Origin of the sequence: Vulcanisaeta moutnovskia 768-28 (assembly GCF_000190315.1) — an archaeon.
Classification (GTDB): Archaea; Thermoproteota; Thermoprotei; order Thermoproteales; family Thermocladiaceae; genus Vulcanisaeta; species Vulcanisaeta moutnovskia.
In genome coordinates this window covers 2,106,186-2,124,789 of sequence record NC_015151.1, presented here as the reverse complement: position 1 = coordinate 2,124,789, position 18,604 = coordinate 2,106,186, and the positions used below count along the sequence as shown (strand labels likewise).

General features: G+C 41.9%; 27 protein-coding genes. 14 read left to right on the top strand and 13 right to left on the bottom strand.

The window, feature by feature from the left end:
* The first annotated feature begins 92 nt into the window (after positions 1-92).
* Positions 93-1,016, top strand: a complete 924-nt coding sequence (locus tag VMUT_RS11200) for an MFS transporter (protein WP_052298550.1) — start codon at positions 93-95, stop codon at positions 1,014-1,016.
* Positions 1,017-1,029: 13 nt separating this feature from the next.
* Positions 1,030-1,416: a hypothetical protein gene (locus VMUT_RS12355; RefSeq protein ID WP_148224769.1), complete on the top strand. Its 387-nt coding sequence runs from the start codon at positions 1,030-1,032 to the stop codon at positions 1,414-1,416.
* A gap of 31 nt (positions 1,417-1,447) precedes the next feature.
* Here VMUT_RS12355 and VMUT_RS11195 read toward each other — a convergent pair whose 3' ends face one another.
* Positions 1,448-1,996 carry a hypothetical protein gene (locus VMUT_RS11195; protein ID WP_013605526.1) on the bottom strand — a complete coding sequence of 183 codons (549 nt, stop codon included), beginning with the start codon at positions 1,994-1,996 and terminating at the stop codon, positions 1,448-1,450.
* Positions 1,997-2,138: 142 nt separating this feature from the next.
* On the opposite strand from VMUT_RS11195, the gene VMUT_RS11190 reads away from it, so the two are divergent.
* A complete protein-coding gene (locus tag VMUT_RS11190) occupies positions 2,139-3,488 on the top strand; it encodes a fucose isomerase (protein ID WP_013605525.1) in 1,350 nt (449 codons plus the stop codon).
* On the opposite strand, the gene VMUT_RS11185 is transcribed toward VMUT_RS11190, so the two are convergent.
* Entirely contained in the window at positions 3,483-3,830 is a 348-nt protein-coding gene (locus VMUT_RS11185; RefSeq protein WP_148224768.1) for a DUF4870 domain-containing protein, read from the bottom strand. The genes VMUT_RS11190 and VMUT_RS11185 overlap by 6 nt on opposite strands.
* Before the next feature lie 102 nt (positions 3,831-3,932).
* Between VMUT_RS11185 and VMUT_RS11180 the strand changes: the two genes are divergently transcribed.
* The 6 genes from VMUT_RS11180 (at position 3,933) to VMUT_RS11170 (ending at position 6,356) form a co-directional block, all read left to right on the top strand.
* Entirely contained in the window at positions 3,933-4,307 is a 375-nt protein-coding gene (locus VMUT_RS11180) for a hypothetical protein (RefSeq protein ID WP_013605523.1), read from the top strand.
* A 333-nt stretch (positions 4,308-4,640) separates the two neighbouring features.
* On the top strand, positions 4,641-4,787 hold the full coding sequence (locus VMUT_RS13365; RefSeq protein ID WP_308507375.1) for a hypothetical protein: 147 nt from the start codon (positions 4,641-4,643) through the stop codon (positions 4,785-4,787).
* 60 nt (positions 4,788-4,847) lie between these two features.
* Positions 4,848-4,934, top strand: a complete 87-nt coding sequence (locus tag VMUT_RS13360) for a hypothetical protein (RefSeq protein ID WP_308507382.1) — start codon at positions 4,848-4,850, stop codon at positions 4,932-4,934.
* A 165-nt stretch (positions 4,935-5,099) separates the two neighbouring features.
* Positions 5,100-5,225, top strand: a complete 126-nt coding sequence (locus VMUT_RS13290) for a hypothetical protein (RefSeq protein WP_258167463.1) — start codon at positions 5,100-5,102, stop codon at positions 5,223-5,225.
* A gap of 9 nt (positions 5,226-5,234) precedes the next feature.
* A complete protein-coding gene (locus tag VMUT_RS13160) occupies positions 5,235-5,396 on the top strand; it encodes a hypothetical protein (RefSeq protein WP_237699659.1) in 162 nt (53 codons plus the stop codon).
* Positions 5,397-5,501: 105 nt separating this feature from the next.
* Entirely contained in the window at positions 5,502-6,356 is an 855-nt protein-coding gene (locus VMUT_RS11170; RefSeq protein ID WP_048057050.1) for a TIM barrel protein, read from the top strand.
* 128 nt (positions 6,357-6,484) lie between these two features.
* Here VMUT_RS11170 and VMUT_RS11165 read toward each other — a convergent pair whose 3' ends face one another.
* A complete protein-coding gene (locus VMUT_RS11165) occupies positions 6,485-7,225 on the bottom strand; it encodes a substrate-binding domain-containing protein (protein ID WP_013605520.1) in 741 nt (246 codons plus the stop codon).
* Positions 7,226-7,278: 53 nt separating this feature from the next.
* Here VMUT_RS11165 and VMUT_RS11160 point away from each other — a divergent pair, with 53 nt between their 5' ends.
* On the top strand, positions 7,279-7,608 hold the full coding sequence (locus VMUT_RS11160; RefSeq protein WP_013605519.1) for a DsrE family protein: 330 nt from the start codon (positions 7,279-7,281) through the stop codon (positions 7,606-7,608).
* Between the two features lie 5 nt (positions 7,609-7,613).
* Here VMUT_RS11160 and VMUT_RS11155 read toward each other — a convergent pair whose 3' ends face one another.
* Together VMUT_RS11155 and VMUT_RS11150 are read right to left on the bottom strand one after the other, a co-directional pair.
* Complete coding sequence (locus VMUT_RS11155; RefSeq protein WP_013605518.1) at positions 7,614-7,889, bottom strand: hypothetical protein; 276 nt, start codon at positions 7,887-7,889, stop codon at positions 7,614-7,616.
* 122 nt (positions 7,890-8,011) lie between these two features.
* Positions 8,012-8,935: a D-2-hydroxyacid dehydrogenase gene (locus VMUT_RS11150; protein WP_013605517.1), complete on the bottom strand. Its 924-nt coding sequence runs from the start codon at positions 8,933-8,935 to the stop codon at positions 8,012-8,014.
* 131 nt (positions 8,936-9,066) lie between these two features.
* Between VMUT_RS11150 and VMUT_RS11145 the strand changes: the two genes are divergently transcribed.
* Positions 9,067-9,825, top strand: a complete 759-nt coding sequence (locus tag VMUT_RS11145) for a recombinase family protein (RefSeq protein ID WP_013605516.1) — start codon at positions 9,067-9,069, stop codon at positions 9,823-9,825.
* Positions 9,826-9,840: 15 nt separating this feature from the next.
* Here VMUT_RS11145 and VMUT_RS11140 read toward each other — a convergent pair whose 3' ends face one another.
* A complete protein-coding gene (locus VMUT_RS11140) occupies positions 9,841-10,098 on the bottom strand; it encodes a hypothetical protein (RefSeq protein WP_013605515.1) in 258 nt (85 codons plus the stop codon).
* Positions 10,099-10,186: 88 nt separating this feature from the next.
* Here VMUT_RS11140 and VMUT_RS11135 point away from each other — a divergent pair, with 88 nt between their 5' ends.
* Positions 10,187-10,981, top strand: a complete 795-nt coding sequence (locus VMUT_RS11135) for a nicotinamide mononucleotide deamidase-related protein (protein ID WP_013605514.1) — start codon at positions 10,187-10,189, stop codon at positions 10,979-10,981.
* A 25-nt stretch (positions 10,982-11,006) separates the two neighbouring features.
* Here VMUT_RS11135 and VMUT_RS11130 read toward each other — a convergent pair whose 3' ends face one another.
* From VMUT_RS11130 to VMUT_RS11110, 5 genes are all read right to left on the bottom strand, one after another.
* Positions 11,007-11,864 carry a hypothetical protein gene (locus VMUT_RS11130; protein WP_013605513.1) on the bottom strand — a complete coding sequence of 286 codons (858 nt, stop codon included), beginning with the start codon at positions 11,862-11,864 and terminating at the stop codon, positions 11,007-11,009.
* 58 nt (positions 11,865-11,922) lie between these two features.
* Positions 11,923-12,192, bottom strand: coding sequence for a hypothetical protein (locus VMUT_RS11125; RefSeq protein ID WP_237699658.1), 270 nt, complete (start codon positions 12,190-12,192; stop codon positions 11,923-11,925).
* A 97-nt stretch (positions 12,193-12,289) separates the two neighbouring features.
* Positions 12,290-12,424 carry a hypothetical protein gene (locus tag VMUT_RS13285; RefSeq protein ID WP_013605511.1) on the bottom strand — a complete coding sequence of 45 codons (135 nt, stop codon included), beginning with the start codon at positions 12,422-12,424 and terminating at the stop codon, positions 12,290-12,292.
* Between the two features lie 63 nt (positions 12,425-12,487).
* Positions 12,488-13,312 (bottom strand): SPL family radical SAM protein, encoded by an 825-nt coding sequence (locus VMUT_RS11115; RefSeq protein WP_013605510.1) that lies wholly within the window; start codon positions 13,310-13,312, stop codon positions 12,488-12,490.
* The gene (locus VMUT_RS11110; RefSeq protein WP_013605509.1) at positions 13,313-14,554 is read right to left on the bottom strand and encodes an Nre family DNA repair protein; all 1,242 of its coding nucleotides are present in this window, start codon (positions 14,552-14,554) and stop codon (positions 13,313-13,315) included.
* A 124-nt stretch (positions 14,555-14,678) separates the two neighbouring features.
* Here VMUT_RS11110 and VMUT_RS11105 point away from each other — a divergent pair, with 124 nt between their 5' ends.
* On the top strand, positions 14,679-14,969 hold the full coding sequence (locus VMUT_RS11105; protein ID WP_013605508.1) for a hypothetical protein: 291 nt from the start codon (positions 14,679-14,681) through the stop codon (positions 14,967-14,969).
* Here the strand turns inward: VMUT_RS11105 and VMUT_RS11100 are convergent, their stop codons facing one another.
* Positions 14,970-16,532, bottom strand: a complete 1,563-nt coding sequence (locus VMUT_RS11100; protein WP_013605507.1) for an APC family permease — start codon at positions 16,530-16,532, stop codon at positions 14,970-14,972. It lies immediately after the preceding gene.
* A 32-nt stretch (positions 16,533-16,564) separates the two neighbouring features.
* Positions 16,565-17,116 carry a hypothetical protein gene (locus tag VMUT_RS11095; protein ID WP_013605506.1) on the bottom strand — a complete coding sequence of 184 codons (552 nt, stop codon included), beginning with the start codon at positions 17,114-17,116 and terminating at the stop codon, positions 16,565-16,567.
* A gap of 64 nt (positions 17,117-17,180) precedes the next feature.
* Here VMUT_RS11095 and VMUT_RS11090 point away from each other — a divergent pair, with 64 nt between their 5' ends.
* Entirely contained in the window at positions 17,181-18,500 is a 1,320-nt protein-coding gene (locus tag VMUT_RS11090; protein WP_013605505.1) for an FAD-dependent oxidoreductase, read from the top strand.
* Positions 18,501-18,604 lie beyond the last annotated feature (104 nt).

The following is an 18,604-nucleotide window of genomic DNA, read 5'->3' as shown; positions in this document are numbered from 1 at the left end:
TTACACGGTATAACTGCTTAAATATACATTATATATTACAATCATCCTTATTAGGATAATTCTTTAATAATGATTAGTTATTGACGATGCATATGGCTAACGACGTGTCGGTTTTCAGGGCTATAGAGGACCTTAAATGGTCAAGCGCACATACCTGGTCATTCATAGCCTTCGCCCTTGGCCTCCTCTTTGAGGCATACCTAGTCGGTATTGCTCCAATCGCCACAGGCTGGTTCTCACTCCCGTCATACCTAACTGCACTGACTTTGATATGGCCATTCCTATGGCTAATAGTTGGTTTAATATTCGTTGGTCCTCTCTCCGATAGGTTTGGTAGGAAGAGACTCTTCATTTTGACCATGTCTATGTATGCGGTTGGTATTGCGTTGTTCATAGTGACAACACTGGTCATATCAAATTACATATCACTACTCATCACCCTAGCCATAATGCTTGCGGCGGCTGGTGGTGAGATGAATGTAATATTGACCGATATGCATGAGGTAATGCCGAGAAGACACAGGAGTAAGGCCGCCTTCTTTCTGATAAACTTCATAAATGTTGGGCTTATGCTCGTGTCCTTCATAAGCCTGAATACTCAGTTGATTGGGCCGTTTTATCAAAGGCTTGCCATTGGGATTATAGGCATTGTGATACTCATCGTGTTGGTGATTAGTAGGATGAAGATGCCGGAGTCCATAAGGTGGTTGGAGAGGAAGGGTAGGATTAATGATGCGATTAGAGAGGTTGAGAAGTACTATGGGGTTAAGCTCGATTCAGGTAACCTTCCTATTAATGAGATACAGGTGAGCAAGCCCATTATTCATCCACCACTTTGGTTTAGGTTCATTGTTGCAGTATTAATGATGACTGCTAATGACCTTGGCTTCGGCCTTCTCTCATACGAGGTTGGACCTATTTATTTTAGTAGTCAGACTGCTCTTATAATATTAATAACGGCATTAGCCGAGTTTATTGGTGGATTATTCATAGCGCCCTTTGCTGATAGAATTTAGTAGAAAGGTTATTTTGCTGTTCTCTACAGGTGGAGCCGCTGTCACGACCTACGCAATTATTGCATTAATGAAACCCATAGTTAGTAATTTCACCTTTTTCCTGATCATGGACTTCATACTGAATATATTCATTGGTATTCAATACCTTGCAATGGATACGTTTAAGGGTGAGCTTTGGCCAACTGAGCGTAGAGGTACATTCGTTAGCCTCGTTAGGACAATATCGATTGGCTCCTTAATTCCTGAGACAATATGGGCCGTTTCTGCATCATTAAGTCAATTCCTAATACTTAATACTGGTGTTTGGACTATGGGTCTTGCGGCAGCTATTGCCTGGTTCATATGGGGCATTGAGACCAGTAAGGGTACGAGCATCGTAGTTACATCAGGCGAGACATAATTTTAATTGAAAACAAAAATCAAAAATTAAACTAATTTTGATTTACATTTACGTAAATATTACCATTATTCATTGTGCTGAATACTACCGTGAATTCATTATTTCCTGAGAGATCAGGGTGAGAGCCGTAACAGAATATTTGTGGCATTCCCGATGTGTATGCATTGCCACCTACATTCACGGTTATTGGGTCCATTGTTGTGCCATTCATCGTATAGATAGATAGCGTTATCTCACCGGTGCTCTTTGGCGGTATTATTATTGAGGGTTCCAGGTTACACTGTGCGGTTCCAATTATTGTTGTGCCACCCAATATTAATTGGTTATTGCCATTATTACTAATGCTTATTGTTATAACGACCATGTCATACGATTTACTCATTGTTGCGCTAGTCTCCACATAGCTTGGATTAACTCCTTCGTTAGTGCTCCACCCGCTCATTAGTGAGTATACCGTTTGCCCTAGACTATTGATATTAAAGCGAAATGGAGCGAGTATTGCGACTGCTAAAGCGACCAAAGTGATTACTATGAATATGTGTGAAAGGTCCATATTACCCCTATTTATTTTGTAATTCATTAAATGAAGAACAAACTTCTCCTATTTAAGTTTTTCTTCAATTTTCTAAGAAAAACAGGTTTCATTCAATTATCTAACCTTGATATTCAATTTCTCATTTAAAGAAAATAAAAATAAATACGCCAAGTAATGATTAATCCATATGAACCCGAAGATAAGGATACCGGTGGTCTTTATAGACCCTGTAATTGGCGACTTGGGTGGTCCGTCAAGATCTACGAAAATTATTGAAGACGAAAAAGCCGTATTTCTCAATGCACTTAGGTTATCATACCCACATGTTGAGTTTTTGAGTTATGACATTAGGGAGCCGGTCGATGTTCAGGCATTTTTAAATGTTGAGGGGAATGCCGTAGGTTATGTTGTTGTTACCCTTAACTCATTAATGGGCTTTATAGACCCGATAATTAGGAGCGGTAAGCCAGTCGTAGTTATTTCCGAGGCCTATGCAGGTGCTGGCGAATATATGCTTGGAGTTAGTAAGGCGTTGAGTGAGGGTTACCCAGTCATCGGGGTTTCCACACGCAACCTGGCTAGTCAGGCTGCGATTAATAAGGTCAGGTATTTAGTGGCATTGGCTAGGCTGAGGATGAGTAAGGTATTATTTATTGTCTCGCCAAGCCTTAAATCACACCTATACTGGCAGTTTGGTCCTAATACTGACATGTATAGTGTGTTCAGGTTAATACAGTCAATAACTGGAGTCACGCCGGTGTTAATGGATGCAAATGAGTTCAGGACTAGGTTCTTCGATAGGGTCAGTGATGATGAAGCCGATGAGTGGACAAATAGGTGGGTTAAGTATGCCGAGGCTGTCTATGATGACACAATGGATGAGACTAGGAACTCGGCTAAGCTTTATGTAGCCATGAGGAATGCCGTGAGGGAGTTGGGTGTTAGTGCAGTTGCTGTTGACTGCATAGTACTTTATAACACAGGCCTTTTGAGGGCGTGGCCATGCCTCGGCTACATGCAGCTTTGGTATGATGGGATAATACCGATTTGCGAGGCTGATCCATACGCCGCAGTGCCTATACTAATTGCCAAGTACTTACTTAATAGGAATGGCTTTGTGGTGAATGTAGGTGTTGATGAGGAAAGAAGTGAATTCATATACCATCACTATTACGCACCAACAAATCCGCATGGCAGTGATAGACCTGAGGTGCCTTATGTAATAACGAAGGCACACCTAGGGACTAAGCACGCGTCAGTACATGTTAAATTACCCACGAATGAACCAGTAACGGTTGTTGGCTTTAACCCTGAGGAACGATTATTAACAATTCACGTGTCTAAAGCCGTAAATAATGAATATGCACCACAGGCCTGCGCAACGAAGCTAATAGGCAGTGGCAATGTTACCAATGTTGTTCGTAATTGGCGTTGGCGTAGTGGATGGCATAGGGTGGTGATTTACGGTGACTTTAGGAGGGAGCTTGAGGAGTTTGCCAGGTTACTTGAGCTTAAGGTTTTACATGAGGATTTATAGTCGTAAAACCCTCTTAACCCACTCGCTGGTTTCATGAATAATTGGCGGTCTCCAGTAATCACCTGTCAATGACTTAAACACGCCAATTATCCATGCCAAGAATATGCCAAGTACGTAGAGCACCTTTAGTATTAAGGGTATCACTATCGTGAATGCGAATACTATTGATACAATCTCCACGAGTATCCAGGCAATAATAATGACTATTGTAAATCCAATGGATTCCACGGCCCAGTACCTAACATAATCATCCCTAGGCCTAATGATTAAGGCCACTATAGCCCCAATTATCAGGAGAGCCCATGCAATCGCAGCCCAAACCCTACTCTCTGAACTACTCATCGTGAGCATTGACATGCAACCCACTTATAAGTAATTGCTTCGTAATACCTCCATGGATGGTAATAGTAAGTATTATTAAATTAAATTCATGGAAAATAAGTTGTGTCCAGAAGAGCTAGGAAGAAGGAGGAAGGTAAGGAGCAGAGTACGGCATCAATAACCTCATTCCTCTATGGCGCGGAGGAGAAGCCAAAGGCCGAGACGAAGCCCATAACCAAGCCAGCTGAGGTAAATGTAGCAGAGGCTAAGGTTACCGAAAAGGCTTCTCCTCAACAACCACCTGGTGTTGAGGATATGGTGTTAAGCCACATAATTAGTAGGGGTGTTATTACTAAGGATGAGTTAATGGCCTGGGGCAAGTCCAGGGGTCTCAGGGTTGCCGATATACTCAGGGCTATAGAGAGCCTAAGTAGTAAGGGTAAGATTAGAAAGAGACTTAACGATAAGGGTAACCTAGTCTATGAATATGTTAAGTAATACCTAGGTAAGACACAAGTATTGATAGCCCATTAATAATGGGCTCCCTTATTAAGTTAGTCATTATACACGTACTAAGCCTAGAGAGGATTAACAATGAAGTAGTAATGAGTCCCCAAGGTAGATCACCCTGGTTAAGCCTGGGTGAAGCCTTGGGGATGATCCAAGGAAAAGACCTAGCATTGACTATACAAACCTCCTGTATAGATTACCATACCCACCAATGAAGCCCCCTAATCCTTATCTCATAACCGCATCTAGGGCACTTATAATTAGCTAACTTAACATCAACGACCCTATCCTCAATCCTCTTAATCAACACTGCACCGCACCTTGGGCAATACGTGTGCTGACCTGGGTGACCAGGTATATTACCAACATAGAGAATGCATGAACATCAATATGGATAATGAAGAGCTTAATAGGTGGATATTAATGACAAGAATGACGCTGGAGCCAGCGAAGGGTGATGAGGAGTGAAGAGACTATAATTGGGCATGCTTTAAGGCACACCAAGCATCGGAATTAGCCGTAAATGCCATTCTTTATGGGATTGATAAGCCCACTAGGAGCCACTCTATTACACACCTACTTAATGAACTAAAGTTCAAGTTTCTAATGATATAATGGATTTGGGCAAGTTGTTCAATAAGTTCTATGTACCGACTAGGTACGTTGATGCTTGGAGCGAGGGTGTACGCGTAGTGATGCGGAAATGGCTATTAAGGCTGCTGAGGGAATTATAATGTTTGTTGAGGATTTATGGAGGGGATTATTAGATAGCGTGAGGAGTTGAGGAATAGAGCGTTGGAGTTGACTAGGCAGGTTGCCGATAAGGTTCGTGGTACGGTATCCTTAGTCGGTTCCTACGCTGGGGTGACTTTGCTGAGGATAGTGATGTGGATGTCGTTGTCGTAGGTAACTTTAATGAATCACCGCACAGGAGACTCCTTGCTGGATACTCCACCCAATGTCGAGGTCTTCGCATTTGATGTCAATGAGGTATTTAAGATCGTTGACCAGTACTACCCGCTTGCACTTGATATTGCCCTGGGTATCGTACTTAAGAATGACGGGCATTTCAGGTGAGTTAGTAATTAGGGCGAGGAGGCGCGTGAGGTAGTGTATTATCTTTGATTTATTGAGTGATTTCTGAGGCAAAACTCTTTAGTTTTGTTCGCAATGCCTACTTCAATGGCTAGGGTATATCTTGGACCTGCCGGGATTCCAATAGGTGCTAAGGAGAAAAAGAGGAGTGCGGGTACAATAGACGGTATTAGGTATGTGAGAGAGGTCGGCTTAAACGCCATGGAAGTTGAATTTGTGCAAGGCGTTAGGATGACCAGGGAGGCCGCGCAGGAGGCTGGTGAGGTTGCTAGAGAACTTGGTGTTAGGCTGTCCGTGCATGCGCCATACTTCATAAACCTGTGTAGTGAGGAGAAGGATAAGGTTGAGACCAGCTTAACAAGGCTTCAGGAATCCCTTGATAGGGGTGAGACGATGGGCGCGACCGTGGTTGTTTTCCATCCAGCGTACTACGGCAAACTCGGTCCGGAGGGATGCTATAATGCCGTTAGGGATGGTGTTCTTAGGATCATTGATTGGATGAAGGAGAACGGTATTAAGAATGTTAAGCTTGGTCTCGAGGTGATGGCGAGAAAAAGCCAATTCGGCAGTTTGGAGGAGACCTTTAGGCTTGTTAAGGAGATTAACCACTCACAGGTCGTTGCCGTCATTGATTGGGGGCATGTGTTCGCCAGGAATGGCGGTTCCATTGATTATAGGGCTGTGCTTAACATGTGGCATGAGTATTTCGGCAACCAGCCAATGCACACCCACTTCACATGCGTTAAGTACAGGAAGGGTGAGTGGGTTGATGAGCATGAACCCATAGACACGAATAATCCACCATTCGAGCCTCTGGCGAAGGAGTTGGCTAGTGAGGATATCGAGATAACGATAATAAACGAGTCCCCACTCCTGGAGAAGGACGCTCTTAAGATGAAGGAAATGTTACTTAAGTATAACAACACGCTTATGGGCCTTTAGTAGGGTTTTTCATTAAAACGGCATAACTTAAGATAAATGGAGGTAGATTGGCAGAAGTACTTAATGAATGCCTTAAATCATTAGGTTAAACCTGATTACGTTAAGTCTTTCTACATCATTGAAGATAATTAATGCCCCACAATCCACCTAAACCCGTACTTCTCATACATACGCCTAACATTGTCACTACGTAAAAGTTCGAAGACCTTAACGGCATCATTGCTTGCCCATGGCATTAATGCGAAGGATAATCTACTAACCCTATTCCTACTGGGCACTGTGTACTTAAAGCCCCAGTAAATTGCCTCTGTCCTCCAAACTACCCCTGCATCAACTAATCCATTACGGAGTAATTCAGGTATTTCCCTATGGTGTATCCTCGTTAAGTACACCGAGCCCCTGCCAACAAACTCTGAGTAATCACCACAGTACTCAGTGTATATCTCCCTAAATAATGCACCAATACCCTCCGTGACAGGGTTCGGAACTGCAACCCTTCTATCCCTTAACTCACACCAATCATTCACGGGCTCGCCGACGTACGCTATCGCTAAGTCATTCTCAACATACTCAAACCTATCCTTGACCGTTAAACCACTAAGCATGCTTGTTGGTAACGATACTATTTCAGGCTTAACGTCGATCACCAAGCCACCAATAACGAGGGGCTCACCCAATGCCCTCCTTAACACAAGGCCTGGTGGTATGGTCTCAACATACACGTTAAATTCCATTGACTTTAGGAACCCCATTAACTCATCAATAACGAACCACTGATTACCTGCTAAACTCATCCTTACACCACTCAACACGCCCCTTACATCACTGATGATGTTAAAGTCAGGCAGGGTTATGTTAGCCTCACTCATCAACCGTGATTAACCGGGGAAGTTCTTTAAGTTAATTTCTAAATGTGATTCTGATGCTGAGGGTCGTGGTACAGGTTTCGGATATTAACAACATAGATCAAACACTAACCTCATGTAACAACCTAATAAATGAAATTCCTGAAGCGGAAGTTGAGGTGGTCTTTCATCAATCCGCAATAAACGCCGTTATTAGAGATAGCAGTGTTGAGAGTAGGATAAGGGATTTAATGAGACGCGGAGTCGCAATAGTCGCTTGTAGGAACTCTATGAGGAGTAGAAACATAACGGAGGATCGATTAATAGATGGCGTTAAAATAGTCAATGCTGGTGTTGCGGAGATTGTACGTAAACAGGATGAGGGTTGGGTATACCTAAAGCTATGATGACATTAGGCCCTGGTGGCCTCATTATTTATCCTCTCAATGATCTCCACAGCCCTCCTCAATAACTCAATACTGCTTGACTTAAACGTGAAGTTCTCATCACCAATGGCGTACTCAATATCGCATTCACTGTTACAAACTATAGAGACATAAATGCTGAAATCCTCGCCAATCTCAAGAATCACGACTCTCTCACGCCCATACTCCTCAACTGATGCTGCAATTCCTAATTCTCCGGCAATACCCATTATCTTATTCACAATGTTATTTACATCAACCATAAATACGCATATGCTGACATGGTATAAAACTTTTACAGTAATACGGAGAAACGGAAATAAACCTCCTATAATCCTTAAGCATGACCGCGGAGAGGCTTGAAAGCCCACGGTGATTAACGTTATTATTCATTAAGTAACTTAATTACCTTATTAACAAGTATCTCGGCAATCCTTCTTTGAGCTTCCCTGGTTTCTGCACCAATATGTGGCGTTATTATTACCCTTGGGTGCTTAACCAGTTCTATTTCCCAAGGCTCCCTGGGCGGCTCATTCTCAAGCACATCAAGCGCCACGGCAGCCACCTTACCATCATTGAGCGCCTTGAGTAATGCCCTTGTGTCTATTACCTCGCCCCTGGAAGTATTAATTATTATTACGCCATCCTTCATCATTCGAAACTCCCTCTCACTAATCATATGTTTCGCATTTGGCGTCAGAGACACATGTATTGATATGAAATCACTATCCTTAATCAAAGTCTCAAAATTTACAACATCAACACCGAGCTTAATGGCCTTATCCCTCACATCAATGACATCATAGACCTGAACCTTCATACCAATTGCCCTAGCCAACTCAGCAACCCTCTGTCCAATTCTACCGAAACCGATTATACCAAGTACCTTTCCAAATAATTCAGTACCAACGTACTTACCCTTAGGCCACCCACCATCCTTAACTAACCTGTCCTGGAGCATCACGAGTCTAGCTGCAGTGATCATGAAACCAATCACTAACTCAGCCACTGATTGCGTGGAACCTTCAGGTGCATTAATAACCTCAATACCCTTTGACTTAGCGTATTCTACATCAATGTTATCAAGACCAACACCTGCCCTCGCTATAATCCTTAATTTGTTGGCAGTATCAATAACGTCCTTAGTAACCTTAGTCCTGCTCCTAACCACCAATACCTCATAATTAGGAATTACCCTTAACAATTCATCCCTACTAATGCCTGGCTTATAATCAACAATTACACCATGTCTGCTCAACTCATTGACTATGTATTCATCTACAGGGTCTGTTATTAATGCCCTAACCATTCATTGAATAAATAGGTTATGTCTTTTAAGCATTATTATCTATATTATTTATAATTGAGAAGATACATTATAATGTAATTAATAATACCTAGACGCATCGTTTAAAAGGCATTTGTAATAAGTTCGTTGTTGTGATTCCTGCCATAGCATATGTTAGAGTATCCACAGAAATGCAGGATCCGGCCAACCAAGTGGAGTACTTAAGGCGATGGAGTGAGTCAAGGGGTTTTCAGATACTGAGGTTTTATATTGATGAGGCTATTAGCGGTGCATCACCTGTGATGGACAGACCAGCCTTTAGGGATTTGGTTAGGGATATTGAAAGTAATTTATTCAGTCCAAGGCCAATGGTTCTCCTGGTATATGAAACCTCGAGGCTCGTTAGGAACTTCCAGGAACTATTTAGGCTACTTGATATTGTTGAGAACAGGCTTGGACTACTAATAGTTAGTACCAGTGAGAAGGAGGCCGTGCTCCAGAACCTCGATGGCGCATATAGGCAGTTCCTTAGGACTGTCCTAGCCTTTGTGGCGTCCATGGAGAGGGAATTCATTAGACAGAGAACTAGGGCTGCAATGGAGAGACTTAGAGCTGAGGGTAAGATTACCTCCAAGGTTGATTTAATGCCCAAGGATATTATTAATGAGGTCTTAAGACTATATAGTGATGGATTAAGCCAGAGGGCAATATCCTCTAAGTTGGGAATTAGTCTTTATGCCGTAAGGAGAATACTGAGTAAGTATGGCTATAGGGGTGATCATACATGCCCACGTTGTCTCCATAGGATGACGATTGTTGATAAGGCGTTGGTTCAAGTTGATGGAAGGTATGCAATTAAGTACGTGCTTCACTGCCCAAATTGCGGTTATGAGGAATCTAAAATTGAATGATTTAAAAGTAGCTCATCATAACTCCCCCTTTATGTATTCCCTGAATTTACCGAGCGCGTTCAATACCCTAGCAATCATCAATTCATCACCCCACTCCACGTAATACACCCTCCACTTATCAAGCTCCAGCTTATCATTATGCCCCAAATAACCATGCCACCACTGTAAAGATTCCTCAATCATTTTAGTTACTCGAACCTTATCATCCTCATCTGGACGAACATCATCTAGATCCAGGATTATTATTGCAAACCTCTTCATACCTAAATCCATTTATTGATTAGTTAACTCATTTATTAATATGTCCTCGTTAATTAGGTACAAAAGCATTTAAGTCAGTGTTTCCTCAATATTTTTCACAATGAGTTACATAGCGTGGATAATATCAATAGGTAATGAATTATTAATCGGGAAGACCGTAAATACAAACGCCGCTTGGCTTGCCAGGAAATTAACACTGCTTGGTTATGACGTTAGGAGGATAATAACAGTGCCTGACAATGAGGAGGATGAGGTTGAGGTATTTAGGGATGCCATTAAGAGAGGTGTCAGGGTTGTGATTTCCACGGGTGGCTTAGGACCAACATTCGATGATAAAACAAGCGAGTACCTGGCCAAGGCATTGAATAGGAAGTACGTGATTAATGACGAGGCGCTTAAGCTCGTGATTGAGACATTTAAATTAAAGGGTTTAGAGCTAACTGAGCCTAGGCTTAAGCAGGCAAAAATGCCCGAGGGCGCTAAGCCACTTCCTAACCCAGTGGGTACTGCACCAGGTATTTGGGTTGAGGAGGATAATACTATAATAATTGCGCTACCTGGGGTCCCAGCCGAGATGATGGGTATATTCGAGAATTACGTGGAGCCTAAACTACGAGAGATAGGGCCTAAACTTCACTTTATTGAGAGATCAATAACAGTTAAGGGTGTTCCTGAGGCTGACTTGGCGCCAATAATTGAAAAGGGAATGAAGATGAGTAATAGAGTTTACATTAAGAGTCATCCTAAGGGTCATGAAATTAGGTCACCATTGGTTGAGATTCATGTATATGTTAGCTCTGAGGATGTTAGGAAGGCCGAGGATGAGATTAATAAAGTCCTTGACTTTCTCATATTTGCAGTTAAAGAAAAGGGTGGTGAGGTTTTAAGTACTTAATAAAGCCCCTTTTAAGGTGATGAATTCAAAGGTACTTAATTATTGAGTACTTGAGACAATCTCCTGAACTAACCTTATGTGGATGGCCAAGCACTAATATCTTCTCTGCATCATCATATGAAAAGACGAGGTCAGGCTGCGCACCACAGAGAAGACCTAGACCCATTAACTCTGGTGTTTGCTCCGGAACAATGCTTGAGAAAACCCTCTGTATATAATCCCTCATTGTACTTGACATGTTTAGGTCAAATAACGTACTTAGCATAACCTCATTGCCCGTCAACGTTATGTCCCCTGGTTCGAAGCCGTACGTATTAACAAAATCATCACGAATACCGCTAAACTTACTCCTAACGTTGTTAATTACGTCAAGCGCGACTCTAAATAAATCACTGGGATCTACACTTACTTCGCCACCAACATTATCTGAGAATCTAATACTAGCCTTCTTAGCACAGATTACCTGCCCCATATCCTTATCCTCAACGGACTCAACACCATTATAGGCAGAAACCATAGAACCACTAACCTTAACGCCACTGGGTTCACTTGGTGATGACTGCATATAGCACTCAATACCACCCATTAAATACGTTGGGTAGAAATTCTCGTTAATATTGAAGAATCCCTTAAAGGCATTCACCAGGTAATTATTGGAATCGTAATTCGGCTCCGTAATTGATGACTGAATCAGAAAGACTCTCTTACTATTCTCAACAGTACCAAGGCTAACCTGCTGAGTCTCAAAGCCCGAAACACCCTTGTAAATATCCACATACTTCGAGAAGGTACTCCTGATCTCATCAGCCATATAACGTGCAGAACCAGACAAAGCATTCATTATCTCCTTAATTATCTGCTCCTCATTCCCAACCTGAGCCACTCAATTCGCCGAATGTGAGTCAACGACCTTATTAATAAAGGTTTCTAAGTACACAATACTAAACGAGATTCCTAGGATCAATTCTTGATAACCCTATAACCTTATCATACGCACTATCTGTGGATATCATTTTTCTATCCTTATCATAAAGCAGGCACGTTGCGGCATTATACGCATCGAAAATTGATGTAAGGCCGTATTGATCCATTAATGCTAAAGCCATCAAGTCTGTATCAACTGTGGTTGGCACCCATTTAAGATTTGGTATACTTGTTAATGCCCCATCTCTATTCAATATCTCACGATTACTAAGTCCTATTCGACTCAATACATAATATATCTCATGAACAACCTCCCTACTTACTAATACCTCACCGAAGTCCCATTCACGATGCGTAATAGCAACCTATCAGTCACGTCCCTCCTTATGTTGCTACCAATGGATCCTTGGGTATTGGAATGCCGATGAAGTATTCACCAGCATCAATTATAACCACTGAGCCATACTTAGCAAGTTTCCCTGGTAGTCTTATCCTACCTCTATTATCGATTTTAATCACGCTCCCTATATATCATTAACTATTCCACTTTATTTAAATCTTCTCACATTAACCTAGTTTTCCTCATTTTCGACTTATTTCCCACTCATCCTCTGCTGTGATGCAATTAACGCCATAGTCCTTGCATAGTCTCATTATTGAACTCAGGGTCTCTCTCCACCAGTCCCTAGTTACTCGGTATATGGGGTTTAATTTCCTACTCATGAAACTGGTTACAATTGGCCTTGGCCTGAACCTATCAATTATTACCTGGGAATTTGTTTCTTTAGCTAGGCGAATCACTGGTTCGTAATCCTCCACTTTATCATTCATGCCAGGTAGTACAGGGCCTAGGAATATCCAGGTCTCAACGCCCAGGCTGGCTATTTTCCTAAGTGCTGATGCCCTTGCCATTGGATGCGCGGCCATGGGCTCTATTACCCTGTATGTATTTCTCATCGTGGTTATTGTGAAGCCGACGTCCACTGACCTACCGCACCTACTAATTACGTCTAAATCCCTAATGATTAATGATGATTTCGTTTGAATACTAACGTGGTAACCCGCATTGCACAGTACCTTAATTGACCTCCTGGTTAGTTTGTACCTGGACTCCACGGGTTGGTACGGATCTGTTATTGTGGATACACCAACAATGCCCGGCCTAAACCTTCTGATATCCCTTAATAACACTTGTATTAGGTTTACCTTGACGTATACGACCTCACCCCATCTAACGCCAGGTTCGCCTCTCGTGAAGTCCATGGCATAGCAGTAAATACATCCGTGTTGACAACCTAGGTACGGGTTTAATGCATAGTCATACTCAGGTAGGCCTGACCTTGACAATGCTGACTTAACCCTTATCTCCTTCACGATGATATTTCCTAGCCTAGTCACGTTGTCCATCTACCCACCGCTCAACCAATTGGTTAGGCTTGATTGCTTGGTGAGGACCCTGATTACGTAGGATCTCGATACCCACTTACCTATTGGTAGTCTTAGGAATTTGGCCGTGTAACTCAATGCATCTCTTAGGTCGTAGAATTTCTCATATGACCCATTAAACATAGCCCTAATATTTTCCCTAACCCACCATACGCCAATGGGTAGGTTGAAGCCCGGGTAAATCTCACGCCATAGTATTACGGCTGCTTGCCTATGCATTGAACGTAGGGCTTCAAGTGCGGCTATCCTAGCTGCATAGTAGCAACCACCTATTGATGGGTAGTCATCACGCCCCCAGTAACCCTCATAATCAAGTTCAAGAACAGTATCACCGCTCCATAGGTTCCACGTCGAACCAGGCCACCAGGCCTCAGCCCACTCATAAAGCCAGGTATGTGGTGTTAATATGCCAATAAACGTATTGTCCTTAATACTTCTCACGTAGACCCTATACTCACTTATGAGGGGGTAGTCGCGAACCTCACTAAGCATTTTATCAGAGACCTGCTTATCAACGGCAGTTATTGACCACCTAGTCGGTACGAGTCTCCTCCTTTTACCAATGCCAAGTGTACCAACACTCAGTAGTTTTGATATGTGGTGAACGTCAATACCGTGTTTATACAACGTCCAAATCGCCTCAGTGGCGCTTAGGTCAGTATCGCTATGTACCTTATCGATTATCCTCGGTGGCGGTGGTAATGAATTTATACGCAATTTTTGTAGTGGTGATGAGGGGCCAAAGGGTGGTGAATGCTCATCAAGTACATACCTACCACTGACTGGCCTCTCGAGCATTAGTTCCGAATCCACAGAATTACTTGATAATGCCATGACTTGAATATCATGAAGTATCCTCGATGGGTTCCTGGCATCCTCAATCCTAACCCTCATTGAACCTCTAATTAGTAATAACCTACTTGAGAGGAAGTCCTCTAGTCCCATGTTCAGCCAGGCCCTTGGATCCTCTAGATTACTTGTGTCTCCATGAACAGGTGGTGTTGCTGGATATATATTGACCCTTGGGTAACCAATGCGACCAACAAATACGCTTGGTGGTGATGATCCATCAATGTGCTCCTTATTAATGATATTCTTGAGTGTGTACTTTGCATGTAACTCAGCGAGGACTGGGCAGTAGGATAGGCCGCATAGGTTGTATTCTCCCCTGCATCTAATGCATAGTGCTGGGTTTATTCGCACCTTATTAATAAATGCATTTAGGTGCTATATAGGTATTTCGATTACTCTCTCCCTGAATAGGAATCCTTTAAAAGCTCTACGTTAGACTTAACGTGAAGTTTATGATTATTGTTCAGGTGAATTAATGAGATGTGATAAGGAGACATTGGTAGCTAGTGGTTTTGGATATTTTGTTAGGCTAATTAGAAAGAGGTGCCTTGTTAATGATGGTTTATCAATTGCGCATATTGACCCTAAGGTAATTGGCGTTTGGAAGAGTGGGGAATTAATTGAGCTTGATTATGATTGGAAGGCATCATTAATTGACTATGATCATGGAGTAATAACTATTATAATAAGGAGTGGATCACTCGAGACTGTTATTAGGATTAGGAGTAATAGAATAATTGATGCATTCTCAATGGAGGTTAATTGATCATTCAGGTGGTATTTCCTTAAATAGCATGTTTATATCCATGTTCTCCCTCCTTAGCCTGTATAGGCGCATTGCATAATATAGCGCTATGCCTATCACGAATAATGCCACGAAGAACCCTATTATGTATGTATTTATTGATTGTACGAATAGATAAGCTGCTGGATTAATTATCTCCTCATAAGCAATCCAGGAGAATAACATAGTTACATATGCACCGAGTAATGTAGTGCTCACTGACCTAGTTCTAATTCCCAGCACTATTGCCGTTATTGTTATTATCATGAAGTACATGAGTATTGTGATCAGGGTGCTCACGTCCATTGTAGCCGATAGCAATGGCATCACGCTGAAGTTATATAGATACATTATTGCCAGGGTTATTACAAGGTCGGTTATGTGGGCTGTTACTGGGGTATGGGTCCTTGGATTAACATATGCCAGTATTGATGGTAATACCCTATCAAAGGATAGGGCTAGTATGTACCTGGCTATTTGTATTATTAGGACCGAGACAACATTTATGTACCAGGTAAACGAACCAATGGCTATTAACCACTGAAGCACTGGGTTCCTGATGGCAAGTATGAGCAATGCCTGTGGATATGGTGGTGGTAATGTGCTTGGCCAAGAAGCACCATTGGTAATGCCGTAATATATTGCGAACAATCCATTCAATCTATCAATACCTAATGATGAAAGCATAACCCAAACACTAAGTACTAGGAATAGGGTGCTTATGGCGTAGGTTCCGAACACGGCAATGGGTATTGCGCTACCCCTCCTGACTTCGCCACCGACTGACAGTATGAAGTTTACGAAAGGAAATACATAGGCCAGGTATGGTATTAGGTATATCGTGTCCATGATTACTCCATAACTTGGTAATTTCCTTGATACTGAAACCGCTTGGCTAAATAGATTTGGTGCAGCCGTATTTATTGAATTAATTATTTGTGGTGTGTAGGTATAGAATAGAATTATCGTTAGTATGAATGTTATGATACCAAATAGGGAAATCGCCGAGGCCAAGTACTTACCTGCCTTTATTGATATTGCATTAATCAATATGAGGATTGTTAATACTATGGAGCCTGTCAGGAATATCAGTAATGGATTGTTCATTAATGAGTTACCAAGAAGAGTAAGATCTGCTGCGTGATTCGAGAGGCCTATGGCTACTAATGCAGGTGCAAGTCCCGTAACTAATCCTAGACTTATTAGTACTGCATTAAAGAACATTTGGTCTATTGTGAACATGAACATAGCGGCAAAACCAATTGATGGGTGTAGGTTCCTTGTGACAAATATGTAGTCACTGGCCGTTCTGTAGTATGTAATGCCTATTTTATTGAGTAGTATTGTTAGTGGTAGGAATAATACCGCACCAATTATGATGGTGATTAATGGGTTTCCCCTTGGGAAATTGAACATACTAGATATCAACAGTATAAACCCTGACTGGAAGGCTATGAAAGCAGTATTCATTAGAAGGGCTGTCCAGGGGCCAATCTCCCTAACAAGCCCCGTAGTCTCTCTAATGAAAAGTCTTGGTTTTTCCACGCTAACGACCTGGCGGACTCCCTTTTAATACCTTACTTTAATGAGATTTCTCTTACAACCTCAAGCATCTCCTCATGATTCTTCTCATCATCTGAAATTCCCTTAAGCAACTTAATAATTAGTTTTGAGATTATACGGTGCTTCTCATCAATCCTTGTACTGGTGATGGGTAGGTAACTCCTGAGTAGGAAGCTGTATACCTTCACGGCATTCTCCTCGTAGCTTTTAAGATCATTCAGTTTCTCAATAATAGTATTAGTAATATCATAATTAACCTTCTCCATGGAATTCATGTAATCTATCAATGACTTAGCATGGGTTATTGCCTCCTCAATACTACCTTGTAATGACAACAGTGTTTCCAAGTCGAAGATTCTCCTTGGTGGGCATTCGTGAATTAGTGACTTCAGCATTGTGAGTATATAATTATGCATCGCAGACTCAATGCTTATCTTTCTCATTATTGCACCTATGAAGGGCTCATTTGTCCTGGCAGCGGCGATCCCGTATAATATCGCCAAATGCCTCTCAAGCTCTTTCATTTCATCAATTATACTAAGTAACTTATCACTGGAATCATGCATTAGTAATCAGTTAAGTATCATCATGAAGTATAATTTAATTTTTCCTCCTTATTGCGTATTTAATATGAAGGTAGTAGTAATTGGTGGAGGAGCTGCAGGTATGAGTGCAGCATCTCGAGTGAAAAAACTAAGGCGTGATGCGAATGTTGTGGTTCTTGAGGGGAGTAATATGGTTAGCCATGCACCCTGTGGAATACCCTACTATCTTGAGGGTTTATTTGATAACTATGATCTACTTATGCATTATACGCCGGATTACTTTAGGAATGTGAGGAATATTGACGTTAGGCTTAATGACGTTGTAGTGGAGGTTGGGCAGAATTATGTGCGGACCAATAAAGGCAATAGGTTTGAATGGGATTATCTAGTGCTTGCAATGGGAGCGATACCAATAACACCGGGCATACCGATTAGGGGTGATCGTGTATTTACGGTTCATCATCCCGCGGAAGCCATGAAGTTAAGAGATGCCTTATATTCCGTAAGTACCATAGGCATTATTGGAACTGGCTATGTAGGCCTTGAGGTCGCCGAGGCTCTTAGGTTTAGGGGTAAGAACGTGATAATGATCGGTAGGTCGGGCTATCCATTACGTAAATCCCTGGATGAGGATATCGGTAATATCGTTAAGAATGAATTGAGCAAGTATGGTGTAAAATTACGGCTGAATGAGATAATTCTCGAAATCAGTGACCAGGGTGATGAACAGGTAATAATTACGGATGGTGGTAAGTACGTGGTTGATGCCGTAATCCTAGCGACAGGCATAAGACCAAACATAGAATTAGCTAGACAACTTAGTTTGCGCATTGGTGAGACAGGGGCTGTTTGGGTTGATGAGCACATGAGGACAAGTATTGATAATGTCTATGCTGCTGGTGATATTGCTGAGACCAGGAACCTGATAACGAACAAGCCTTACTGGCATCCCTTTGGAACCACGGCTAATAAGATGGGATTTGTTGTCGGTAGCAACATAGCTGGTAAACTCATGATTTTTCCAGGGGTTGTTGGTACTTCAATGACTAGGTTCATGAACCTATACATAGCGAGTACGGGCTTAACGACCCAGGAAGCGATAAGGCATGGGTTTAGGATAAGAAGCGCAGTAATAACTGCCAGAACTAAAGCTAGGTATTACCCTGGTGGTGGTTATGTAACAATAAAGTTAATAGTTGATGACGGTAGTATGAGGTTAATAGGTGCGCAGGTGCTTGGTGATGATGGTTCCTACGTACTTGGCAAGATCGATACATTAGCAGCACTAATGGCTAAGGGAGCAACTGTTGAGGATCTTTTCATGAGTGACTTGGCATATCTACCTGCTGTGACCCAGGTCTGGGATCCGTTGATAATTGCTGCGAGGCAGTTCTTTAGGAATTGAAATAATTTACTTATATTTAATTATATAGATAATTATACATTGTACTGTTAATAAATACTGTTATTTTTAATGAACATACATAACATAATTTCTGGGAAATTGTA

What these genes read in the sequence shown, in the direction of transcription:
- VMUT_RS11115 (WP_013605510.1), bottom strand. Translation starts at nt 13,312, where the DNA reads ATGGACAACGTGACTAGGCTAGGAAATATCATCGTGAAGGAGATAAGG.
- VMUT_RS11195 (WP_013605526.1), bottom strand. Translation starts at nt 1,996, where the DNA reads ATGAATTACAAAATAAATAGGGGTAATATGGACCTTTCACACATATTC.
- VMUT_RS11185 (WP_148224768.1), bottom strand. Translation starts at nt 3,830, where the DNA reads ATGAGTAGTTCAGAGAGTAGGGTTTGGGCTGCGATTGCATGGGCTCTC.
- VMUT_RS11135 (WP_013605514.1), top strand. Translation starts at nt 10,187, where the DNA reads ATGAGTTACATAGCGTGGATAATATCAATAGGTAATGAATTATTAATC.
- VMUT_RS11140 (WP_013605515.1), bottom strand. Translation starts at nt 10,098, where the DNA reads ATGGATTTAGGTATGAAGAGGTTTGCAATAATAATCCTGGATCTAGAT.
- VMUT_RS11165 (WP_013605520.1), bottom strand. Translation starts at nt 7,225, where the DNA reads ATGAGTGAGGCTAACATAACCCTGCCTGACTTTAACATCATCAGTGAT.
- VMUT_RS11200 (WP_052298550.1), top strand. Translation starts at nt 93, where the DNA reads ATGGCTAACGACGTGTCGGTTTTCAGGGCTATAGAGGACCTTAAATGG.
- VMUT_RS11095 (WP_013605506.1), bottom strand. Translation starts at nt 17,116, where the DNA reads ATGCATGATTCCAGTGATAAGTTACTTAGTATAATTGATGAAATGAAA.
- VMUT_RS11190 (WP_013605525.1), top strand. Translation starts at nt 2,139, where the DNA reads ATGAACCCGAAGATAAGGATACCGGTGGTCTTTATAGACCCTGTAATT.
- VMUT_RS11150 (WP_013605517.1), bottom strand. Translation starts at nt 8,935, where the DNA reads ATGGTTAGGGCATTAATAACAGACCCTGTAGATGAATACATAGTCAAT.
- VMUT_RS11105 (WP_013605508.1), top strand. Translation starts at nt 14,679, where the DNA reads ATGAGATGTGATAAGGAGACATTGGTAGCTAGTGGTTTTGGATATTTT.
- VMUT_RS11170 (WP_048057050.1), top strand. Translation starts at nt 5,502, where the DNA reads ATGGCTAGGGTATATCTTGGACCTGCCGGGATTCCAATAGGTGCTAAG.
- VMUT_RS13160 (WP_237699659.1), top strand. Translation starts at nt 5,235, where the DNA reads ATGAATCACCGCACAGGAGACTCCTTGCTGGATACTCCACCCAATGTC.
- VMUT_RS11160 (WP_013605519.1), top strand. Translation starts at nt 7,279, where the DNA reads ATGCTGAGGGTCGTGGTACAGGTTTCGGATATTAACAACATAGATCAA.
- VMUT_RS11090 (WP_013605505.1), top strand. Translation starts at nt 17,181, where the DNA reads ATGAAGGTAGTAGTAATTGGTGGAGGAGCTGCAGGTATGAGTGCAGCA.
- VMUT_RS11155 (WP_013605518.1), bottom strand. Translation starts at nt 7,889, where the DNA reads ATGGTTGATGTAAATAACATTGTGAATAAGATAATGGGTATTGCCGGA.